The organism is Pseudomonas sp. 22072 (assembly GCF_052046095.1).
GTDB classification, from domain to species: domain Bacteria; phylum Pseudomonadota; class Gammaproteobacteria; order Pseudomonadales; family Pseudomonadaceae; genus Aquipseudomonas; species Aquipseudomonas paracarnis.
This window is the reverse complement of sequence record NZ_JBQEQE010000032.1, coordinates 40,586-49,811: the sequence shown is the minus strand read 5'-3', so window position 1 is coordinate 49,811 and position 9,226 is coordinate 40,586. Positions and strand designations below refer to the sequence as shown.

General features: G+C 61.7%; 7 protein-coding genes. 1 reads left to right on the top strand and 6 read right to left on the bottom strand.

Going from position 1 to position 9,226, the window contains the following annotated elements; genetic code table 11:
• Positions 1-134: 134 nt before the first annotated feature.
• The 4 genes from ACTJLA_RS23900 to ACTJLA_RS23885 form a co-directional block, all read right to left on the bottom strand.
• Positions 135-548, bottom strand: a complete 414-nt coding sequence (locus tag ACTJLA_RS23900; protein ID WP_054899095.1) for a SufE family protein — start codon at positions 546-548, stop codon at positions 135-137.
• Positions 545-1,750 carry an aminotransferase class V-fold PLP-dependent enzyme gene (locus ACTJLA_RS23895; RefSeq protein WP_197900957.1) on the bottom strand — a complete coding sequence of 402 codons (1,206 nt, stop codon included), beginning with the start codon at positions 1,748-1,750 and terminating at the stop codon, positions 545-547. Before ACTJLA_RS23895 ends, ACTJLA_RS23900 begins: the two co-directional genes overlap by 4 nt.
• Before the next feature lie 68 nt (positions 1,751-1,818).
• The gene (dapD, locus tag ACTJLA_RS23890) at positions 1,819-2,853 is read right to left on the bottom strand and encodes a 2,3,4,5-tetrahydropyridine-2,6-dicarboxylate N-succinyltransferase (protein WP_034126827.1); all 1,035 of its coding nucleotides are present in this window, start codon (positions 2,851-2,853) and stop codon (positions 1,819-1,821) included.
• A 31-nt stretch (positions 2,854-2,884) separates the two neighbouring features.
• Positions 2,885-3,193 (bottom strand): arsenate reductase, encoded by a 309-nt coding sequence (locus ACTJLA_RS23885; protein WP_259285226.1) that lies wholly within the window; start codon positions 3,191-3,193, stop codon positions 2,885-2,887.
• Between the two features lie 279 nt (positions 3,194-3,472).
• Between ACTJLA_RS23885 and ACTJLA_RS23880 the strand changes: the two genes are divergently transcribed.
• Positions 3,473-5,116 (top strand): Na+/H+ antiporter, encoded by a 1,644-nt coding sequence (locus ACTJLA_RS23880; RefSeq protein WP_236281392.1) that lies wholly within the window; start codon positions 3,473-3,475, stop codon positions 5,114-5,116.
• Positions 5,117-5,127: 11 nt separating this feature from the next.
• Here the strand turns inward: ACTJLA_RS23880 and dapC are convergent, their stop codons facing one another.
• Positions 5,128-6,327 carry a succinyldiaminopimelate transaminase gene (gene dapC, locus ACTJLA_RS23875; protein WP_034126829.1) on the bottom strand — a complete coding sequence of 400 codons (1,200 nt, stop codon included), beginning with the start codon at positions 6,325-6,327 and terminating at the stop codon, positions 5,128-5,130.
• Between the two features lie 135 nt (positions 6,328-6,462).
• The gene (locus ACTJLA_RS23870; RefSeq protein ID WP_054917855.1) at positions 6,463-9,165 is read right to left on the bottom strand and encodes a [protein-PII] uridylyltransferase; all 2,703 of its coding nucleotides are present in this window, start codon (positions 9,163-9,165) and stop codon (positions 6,463-6,465) included.
• Between the last annotated feature and the right edge of the window lie 61 nt (positions 9,166-9,226).

The window sequence follows — 9,226 nt, the reverse complement described above, 5'->3', positions numbered from 1 at the left end:
CCGGCCAGCGTGGTTTAACGGGGCGCCTAAGATCAAAAGCAGATCAAGAGCGGCTCGCTTCGCATCGTGGTTACCGTTGAGCTAACAGAGTTATGTAGATACCTATGGCTATCGCAGGCAAGCCAGCTCCCACATTATTTCTGTGTACGCGTCAGGTCTCGCATGCGTTGCAGTACGGCATTCAAGCCATTGCTGCGCGACGGCGATAGTTGGCGCGACAGGCCCAGTTGATTGAACCAGCCAGGCAGGTCGACCGCTTGCAATTGATCAGCCGACAACCCATTGACCCGTGCCAGCAGCAACGCCACCAACCCGCGAATCATCCGTGCCTCGCTGCTCGCAGCAAACTGCCAATGGCCATCCTGCAAGCGCCCCACCAGCCACACCAGGCTTTCGCAACCTTGCACCAGGTTAGCATCGACCTTTTCGTCATCAGCCAGGGCGGGCAAGCGTTCACCCCATTGCATCAGCATCCGTGCGCGCTGCTCCCAGCTGCCCACGGCCTGGAAGGCTTCCAGCGCGGCTTGTGCCTCCAGCGGCAAGCTCATCGCAGCATGTCCAGCGCCTGGTCCAGCGCTTCAAAAAAGCGTTCCAGGTCGTCGGAATCGTTGTAGAGCGCCAGGGAAACGCGGATAGCGCCTGACAGATGCATTGCCTTCAACAATGGCATCGCGCAGTGATGACCGGCACGCACTGCAATGCCTTGCTCGGTCAGCAGGTGGGCGAGGTCGGCGTTGTGCACGCCCTCCACCACAAAACTCACCAGCGCCACCTGCGGCGATCCCAGCACGCGCACGCCATTGCGTGCCTTAAGCCCACGCAGCAGGTAGTCATGCAGGGCGGCTTCGTGGGCGATCACCGCCGAGGCATCCAGCGAGCTCAGGTAATCCAGGCTCGCGCCCAGGCCGATCACGCTGGCAATCGGTGGGGTGCCGGCTTCAAAGCCCAGCGGCGCGGGGCGAAAGCTGGCGCTGTGGTAGTCGGCCTGTTGCACCATCTCGCCGCCGAACTGCCAGTGGCGCAGGTGGTGCAGGGCCTCATTACGGCCATACAGCACGCCGACGCCGTCCGGGCCGTAGAGTTTGTGGCTGGAGAACACGTAGAAGTCGCAGCCCAGGGCCTGTACGTCGTGGCGGCCATGGACGATGCCTTGGGCGCCGTCCACCACCGTGAGGGCGCCATGTGCCTGGGCCAGCGCCAGCAAGGCTTGCAGCGGCTGCCAGGCACCGAGCACGTTGGACAACTGGCTCACCGCCAGCAGGCGCGTGCGCGGGCCAATCAAGCGGGCCGCGGCGTCCAGGTCGATTACGCCTTCATCGTCCAGGGGTAATACCACCAGCGTGAGCGCGCGGCGTTTGGCCAATTGCTGCCAGGGCAACAGGTTGGCGTGGTGTTCCAGGGCGCTGATGGCAATCTCATCGCCCGCATTGAATAAGTGTTCCAGGCCATAGGCCAGGAGGTTCAGCGCAGACGTTGCGCCGTGGGTAAACACAACCTGCCCGCTGTCACCTGCGTTCAACCACTGCGCGACCTTGCTGCGGCTGTCTTCAAAGGCCTGGGTAGCATGGGCCCCGGGCAAATGCTGGGCACGGTGCACATTCGCTGCGCCATTGGCGTAGTAATGATTGATGGCATCCAGCAGGGCTTGGGGTTTTTGCGTGGTGGCGGCGCTGTCCAGATAGATCTGGTCTTGCCGTTGCAGGGTGGCGATGGCCGGGAAGTCGGCGCGCCAGGGGGAGGGCACAAGCATGGTGATCAAGACTCGTATAAGCGAGCCGCCCCCGAGGGTGCGGCCCGCTAGTGGCATCGAGTGGCTGCTTAGTTGTGAGCGTGCAGCGCTTCGTTCAGTTCGATGGCCGATTTGTGGGTTTTGCACTCCACGGCACCGGTCTCGGAGTTACGACGGAACAGCAGGTCCGGCTGGCCAGCCAACTCGCGTGCCTTGACCACCTTGACCAGTTGGTTCTGCTCGTCCAGCAGGGCAACCTTGGTGCCGGCGGTGATGTAGAGGCCCGACTCCACGGTGTTGCGGTCGCCCAATGGGATACCGGTACCGGCGTTGGCGCCGATCAGGCAGCCTTCGCCCACCTTGATCACAATATTGCCGCCGCCCGACAGGGTGCCCATGGTGGAGCAACCGCCGCCCAGGTCCGAGCCCTTGCCGACGAATACGCCCGCCGATACGCGGCCTTCGATCATGCCCGGGCCTTCGGTGCCCGCGTTGAAGTTGACGAAGCCTTCGTGCATCACGGTGGTGCCTTCGCCCACGTACGCGCCCAGGCGGATACGTGCAGCGTCAGCGATACGTACGCCAGCGGGTACGACGTAGTCGGTCATTTTCGGGAACTTGTCCACCGAGAACACTTCCAGCAGGTCGCCACGCAGGCGCGCTTCCAGTTGGCGCTCGGCCAGTTCATTGATGTCGATAGCGCCCTGGCTGGTCCAGGCCACGTTCGGCAACTGCGGGAACACACCGGCCAGGCTCAGGCCGTGGGGCTTGACCAGGCGATGGGACAGCAGGTGCAGCTTGAGGTAGGCCTCAGGCGTGGAGGTCAGTGCGGCGTCTTCGGCCAGCAAGGTCGCGACCAGCGGCGTGTGGCTTTCAGCCAGGCGGCTGAGCAGGGCGGCCTGGGCAGCATCGACGCCTTTGAGCGCGTCGGCCAGTTGCAGGGCCTGGCTCACGGTGAAGGTGATCGCCTGGTTGCCTTCGGTGTAACCGAGGATCGGTGCGATGGCGGCAACGATTTCAGCCGATGGATTGAGCAAGGGTTGTGCGTAAAACACTTCCAGCCAAGCACCTTGGCGGTTCTGAGTGCCGACGCCGAAGCCCAGGCTGAACAGGGAATTGGACATGCTGTTACCTCTACAAAAATGGAAGGCTGGCCTACTTGAGGGCCGCCGAATAACTATCTGGCTTGAAGCCAATCAGGGTTCTGTCACCGAGATCGAGCACCGGGCGCTTGATCATCGAGGGTTGTGCGAGCATCAATTCAATGGCTTTCGACTGATCGAGATCGGCTTTGCGTTCGTCTTCGAGTTTGCGAAAGGTGGTGCCCGCACGGTTCAAAACCACCTGCCAACCGTGCTCGTTGCACCATTGGGTCAAGTGTTCGCGGTCGATACCGGCCGTTTTGTAGTCATGGAACGCATAGCTCACCCCGTGCTCATCGAGCCACGTGCGCGCCTTTTTCATGGTGTCGCAGGCTTTGATGCCGAAAAGGTGCAAGGTTTTGCTTGAAGCACTCAAGGAATTGCCCCCCTTTGGACGTATGAAAATGAAAGATCGCCGATTATGCCACGACCAGCGGGTTTCGGCGCCGCTCGTCAACAGCGTGCGACTTTTGTGCAAAGTGCCAGTGCGCAGCATAGGCGAGTAACATAGCCAGGTAACATAGCCGGGTAATATGGCACTTCAACGGCCAGTTGTTGCCTTATGTGTCTTTGCAAGCCGATTGTCCGGGAAACCCGCGTTATGCAAACCGCCTACACCGTTCTTATCCTGCTGATGCTGGTCAGCTTTTCGCGCCTGATCGGGCGCATCATCCCACTGCCCTTGCCCCTGGTGCAGATCGCCGCCGGCGCCTTGTTGGCCTGGCCCACGTTGGGGCTGCATGTGGCGCTGGACCCTGAGCTGTTCCTGTTTCTGTTCCTGCCGCCACTGTTGTTTTCCGATGGTTGGCGCATGCCCAAGCGCGAGTTGTGGCGCCTGCGTGGCCCGATCCTGACATTGGCGGTGGGGCTGGTGCTGTTCACCGTGGTGGGCGCCGGTTACTTCATTCATTGGTTGCTGCCCTCGATCCCCTTGCCGGTGGCCTTTGCCCTGGCAGCGGTGCTCTCGCCGACGGACGCCGTGGCGGTGTCGGCCATTTCCCAGAACCGTTTGCCCAAGCCGCTGATGCACATGCTCCAGGGCGAGGCCTTGATGAATGACGCGTCGGGCCTCGTGACTTTCAAGTTCGCCCTGGCCGCGGCGTTGACCGGGGTCTTTTCCCTGGCGGATGCCAGCCTGACGTTTGTGTTGGTGGCGGTGGGCGGGCTGGCGATCGGCGTGGCGTTGAGCTGGTTGGTCGGCCGCCTGCGCGCCTGGATGATCGCGCGCGGGTGGGATGACCCGGCGACCCATGTGGTGTTCATGTTGTTGCTGCCCTTTGCTGCGTACGTACTGGCTGAACGCCTGGGCGCGTCCGGCATCCTCTCGGCGGTGGCAGCGGGCATGATGCAAAGCTGGCTCGACCTGCTGCCGCGCCAGACCAGCACGCGCTTGCTCAACCGCAGCGTGTGGTCGTTGGTGGAGTTTGCCTTTAACGGCCTGATCTTCCTGCTGCTCGGTCTGCAACTGCCTGACATCATCAAGGCCGTGGTCAGCCATGAAACCACGCTGTGGCCCACCTTGATGTATCGCTGCCTGGATGTGGTGGCGATCTTCCTGGTGCTGGTGGTATTGCGCTTCATCTGGGTGCAAAGCATCTGGCGGCTGTCGGGGTTGCTGCGCAGGCTACGTGGCAAAAACGCGCTGACCCTGGTGCCGACGGCCCGTTCCTGCTGGTTGTTGACCGTCGGCGGTGTACGCGGTGCGGTGACCCTGGCGGGCGTCATGTCGGTGCCCTTGCTGTTGGCGCCTGGCCAGGATTTCCCTGAGCGTGACCTGCTGATCTTTATCGCTGCCGGTGTGATCCTGTTATCACTGGTCGCTGCCTGTATCGCGCTGCCGCTGCTGTTACGCGGCGTCGAGAATAGCCCGGATGAAAAACGCCACAAAGAAGTGCGCGAAGCCTGGAAAAAGACCGCCGTGGCCGCGATTCATGCACTGGAGGCCGACGAGCCAGCCGAGGCCGACACGCCGGACGCCGCCCAGGCGGCATTGGCTACCGAACTGAAGGCACGGCTGATGTCGGAATATCGCCATCAATTGGAAGTCTTCAACGATTCGGCTGAAGCTCAGGCGCTGGCGCAGCAAATGGACCTGCTTGAGCGCAAGCTGCGGCTCAAGGCTCTGCGCGCGCAACGGTTGGAGTTGTACAGCTTGAGCCGTCACCACCAGATTGGTGATGACGTATTGAGGGAGGTGCTGGCGGAATTGGATATGAGCGAGGCGAATTTGGGTCACATGAAGTGACCCGTAAGCCCTTAACGGCGACGCTGGATAAAGTCGCGAATCCGCTCAGCCGCTTCCACGCATTCGGCCAATGGCGCAACCAATGCCAGGCGCACACGCCCCGCACCTGGGTTAAAGCCGTCCACTTCCCGCGACAGGTAAGAGCCCGGCACCACCGTCACATGTTCTTCCACGAACAAATCGCGGCAGAAGGCGGCGTCATCGCCTTGTACATTCGGCCACAGGTAAAAGCCGCCGTCCGGGCTTTGCACGTCCAGCACCGGCTTGAGGATCGCCAGCACTGCGTCGAACTTCTCGCGGTACAGGTCACGGTTGGCCAGTACATGGGCCTCGTCCTGCCAGGCGGCGATGCTGGCCAACTGGGTTTGCACCGGCATCGCGCAGCCATGGTAGGTGCGGTACAGCAAAAAGGCCTTGAGGATCTCGGCGTCGCCGGCCACGAAGCCTGAACGCAGGCCTGGCAGGTTGGAGCGCTTGGATAGGCTGTGGAATACCACACAACGCTTGAAGTCCTGACGGCCCAGTTCGACGCAGGCGCTGAGCAGGCCCGGGGGTGGGGTTTGTTCGTCGAAGTACAGTTCGCTGTAGCATTCGTCGGCGGCGATGACGAAATCGTATTTATCGGCCAGGGCGATGAGTTTTTTCAGCGTGGCGACTGGAATCAGCGCACCGGTCGGGTTACCGGGGGAGCACAGGAACAGGATCTGGCAACGTTTCCAGATATCCGCAGAGACAGCATCGAAGTCTGGATTGAAGCCGTTGCTATCCAGGCACGGCAGGTAATGCGGCTTGGCCCCGGCCAGGAACGCGGCGCCTTCGTAGATCTGGTAGAACGGGTTGGGGCTCACAACCAGTGCATCGTCGCCACGGTTGACCACGGTCTGGGTGAAGGCAAACAACGCCTCGCGCGTACCGTTGACCGGCAGGATGTTGCGCGCCGGGTCCAGCCAGCCCTTGGGCACGTTGAAGCGGCGTTCGCACCAGGCGCCGATGGCTTCACGCAGTGCCGGGATACCCAACGTGGTGGGGTACACCGCCATTTGATCGAGGTTATTGCTCAAGGCCTCGGCAACGAAGGCCGGTGACGTGTGCTTGGGCTCGCCGATGGACAGTGCGATCGGGCGTTTGTCCGGGTTCGGCGTCACGCTGCCGAGCAGGGCGCGCAGCTTCTCGAAGGGGTAGGGCTGCAACTGGTTAAGGGCGTTGTTCATATAAGCCTCTATCACGGTGAGCGCGGATCTGTGGGAGCTGGCCTGCCTGCGATCTGCGGTCGATCGGACGGGCCGAGGTGTCTGCATCGCAGGCAAGCCGGCTCCCACATGACTCGTGTTCACAAAGTTAAGAATTCAAATAGTCAGTCTGGTCAGCTCGACACCGGGTTCCTGGGTCACGCTCAACTGCTCCACGATTGCCGCCTGTAAACGCAGGCACAGCTCCGGGTCGGACAGTGGCTGGTTGTCGGCATCGGTGATAAAGAACACGTCTTCCACCCGCTCGCCCAGGGTCGCAATCTTGGCATTTTGCAATGACAGGTCGAACTCCAGGAAAATCCCGCCGATACGCGCCAGCAGGCCTGGGCGATCCGGTGCGCTGAGCTCCAGCACCGTCACCGGGCGCTGTGCGTCGTTGGAAATGGTCACCTGAGGCGCAAAGGCAAAATGCTTGAGCTGGCGCGGCACCCGGCGCTGGATGATGGTGGGGTAGTCGTCGGGGTTGCGCAGGGCTTCGGTGAGGCCCTCGCGGATCTTTTTCACGCGCGCCGGGTTGTCGCCAATCGAGTCGCCGTCGGCGTCGAGCACGATGTAGGTGTCGAGGGTGAACTGGCTGCTGGAGGTGATGACCCGGGCGTCATGGATGTTCAGGTTGAGCTGGTCCATGGCCGCCACGGTCACGGCGAAGAAGTCGTGCTGGTCGGGCGCGTAAATGAAGATCTGCGTGCCGCCTTCGAATTCGCGCTGGGTGGTTTCCTTGATCAAGACCAACGGGCCGCCATCGGCGGGTTGCTGCAGGATTGCGTCACTGTGCCAGGCCACGTCGCCGGCGGTGTGGCGCAGGAAGTAATCATCACCCAGTTGCGACCAGAGTTGCTCGACGTCGTCCGGGTCGTTACCGCCGCGCACCAGGATATCCAGGGCTGCGCTTTGGGTGCGGCGGATCTGCTCTTCGCGGTCCACCGGGTTCTCCAGGCCACGGCGCAGGGCGCGCTTGGTTTCGGTGTACAGCTGGCGCAACAGGCTGGCACGCCAGGAGTTCCACAGCGTGGGGTTAGTGGCGTTGATATCGGAGACGGTCAGCACATACAGGTAATCCAGGCGGGTTTCATCGCCGACGATGCCGGCAAAGTCGTGGATCACCTGCGGGTCAGACAAGTCCTTGCGCTGGGCCGTGGTCGACATCACCAGGTGGTTCTGCACCAGCCAGACAATCAGGCGGCTGTCCCACAACGGCAACTGGTGGCGCTGGCAGAAGGCTTCGGCATCGACCGCGCCGATCTCCGAGTGGTCGCCATGCCGGCCTTTGCCGATGTCGTGGTACAAGCCGGCCAGGTAAATCAGCTCGGGCTTGGGCAGCTTGGCCATCAGCTTACTGGCCAGCGGGAATTTCTCTGACACCTGGGTGTACTGCAACTTACGCAGGTGCTTGATCAGGTTCAGGGTGTGGGCATCGACGGTATAGATATGGAACAGGTCGTGCTGCATCTGCCCGACGATAAAGCCGAACTCCGGCAGGTAGCGCCCGAGAATGCCGTAGCGGTTCATGCGCCGCAGGTTGCGATGGATGCCGATGCGGCACTTGAACAGTTCGATAAACAGGCTGGTATTGCGAATGTCGTTGCGAAAATCGTCGTCGATCAGGTGACGGTTTTCCCGCAGCAAGCGGATGGTATCGGCGCGCACGCCTTTGATCTCCGGCTGCTGGGCCATCAACACGAAGATTTCCAGCATGGCGAACGGGGTGCGGCGGAACACGTTGTCGTTGCGTGCTTCGATATAGCCGTCGTGCAACTGGAAACGCGCATTGATCGGCTGCGGTGGCGCTTCGTCTTCGGGGGCCAGGATCACTTCTTCGAAGTGCTGGATGATCAAGTCGCTGAGCTGGGCAATGCTCATGACTACCCGGTAATACTGCTGCATGAAGCTCTCGATGCTGGTCTTCGCATCTTCGCCTTCAAAGCCCAGAAGGGTAGCGATAGAGCGCTGGTGATCGAAGAGCAGGCGGTCTTCGGAACGACCGGCCAGCATGTGCAGGGCGTAGCGCACCTTCCACAGGAATTCCTGGGACGAGGCCAGCAGGGAATTTTCGCTCTCCACCAGAAAGCCTTCGCCGGCCAGGGCGCGCAGGTTCAGCGTGCCGTATTGACGGCGCGCCACCCACAAGATTGTCTGGATATCCCGCAGCCCACCGGGTGAGCCTTTGACGTTGGGTTCCAGGTTGTATTCGGTGTCGTTGTACTTGTGGTGCCGGGCTTTTTGCTCGGCGCGCTTGGCCAGGAAAAAGTCTTTGCTTGGCCACATGTGTGCGGTACTGGTGACTTCGAGCATGCGCTGGCGCAGGCGCTCGGGGCCGCAGATGGTGCGGCTTTCCATCAGGTTGGTGACCACCGTCAGGTCGGCACGGGCTTCTTCGGCGCATTCGTCCACCGAGCGTACGCTCTGGCCGACTTCCAGGCCGATGTCCCACAGCAACGTCAGAAAGCGCTCGATGGAATCGCGAAAGGTCTCATGATCGGCCTGGTCCAGCAGGATCAGCAGGTCGATGTCGGAGTAGGGATGCAGTTCGCCGCGACCGTAGCCGCCGACCGCCACCAGGGCGATATCGGCGTCGAAACTCCAATTGAACTGCTCCCAGGCCTTTTGCAGGATGTTATCGACGAACCAGGCGCGGTCTTCGATCAGGCGGCGAATATCCCGGCCGCTGCGAAAGCGCGCATCGAGCACCTCGCGGGCTTGGCGGATGGCCTTCTTGAAGGCGGCGATGGGGCTTGCCTTCAGTGCCAGCTCGGCCTGGAATTGGCCACGGTCGAAGAGTTCGGGATCCACCTGGGGCATCGTTCGGCTTTCCTTTCTATCTATCAGTCAGTCACAACACGTTGCGGGAAAACCTGGGCGA

Bases quoted from the DNA above. Each gene is read 5' to 3' on its own strand.
- ACTJLA_RS23900 (WP_054899095.1), bottom strand. From the start codon at position 548: ATGAGCTTGCCGCTGGAGGCACAAGCCGCGCTGGAAGCCTTCCAGGCC.
- ACTJLA_RS23895 (WP_197900957.1), bottom strand. From the start codon at position 1,750: ATGCTTGTGCCCTCCCCCTGGCGCGCCGACTTCCCGGCCATCGCCACC.
- dapD (WP_034126827.1), bottom strand. From the start codon at position 2,853: ATGTCCAATTCCCTGTTCAGCCTGGGCTTCGGCGTCGGCACTCAGAAC.
- ACTJLA_RS23885 (WP_259285226.1), bottom strand. From the start codon at position 3,193: ATGAAAAAGGCGCGCACGTGGCTCGATGAGCACGGGGTGAGCTATGCG.
- ACTJLA_RS23880 (WP_236281392.1), top strand. From the start codon at position 3,473: ATGCAAACCGCCTACACCGTTCTTATCCTGCTGATGCTGGTCAGCTTT.
- dapC (WP_034126829.1), bottom strand. From the start codon at position 6,327: ATGAACAACGCCCTTAACCAGTTGCAGCCCTACCCCTTCGAGAAGCTG.
- ACTJLA_RS23870 (WP_054917855.1), bottom strand. From the start codon at position 9,165: ATGCCCCAGGTGGATCCCGAACTCTTCGACCGTGGCCAATTCCAGGCC.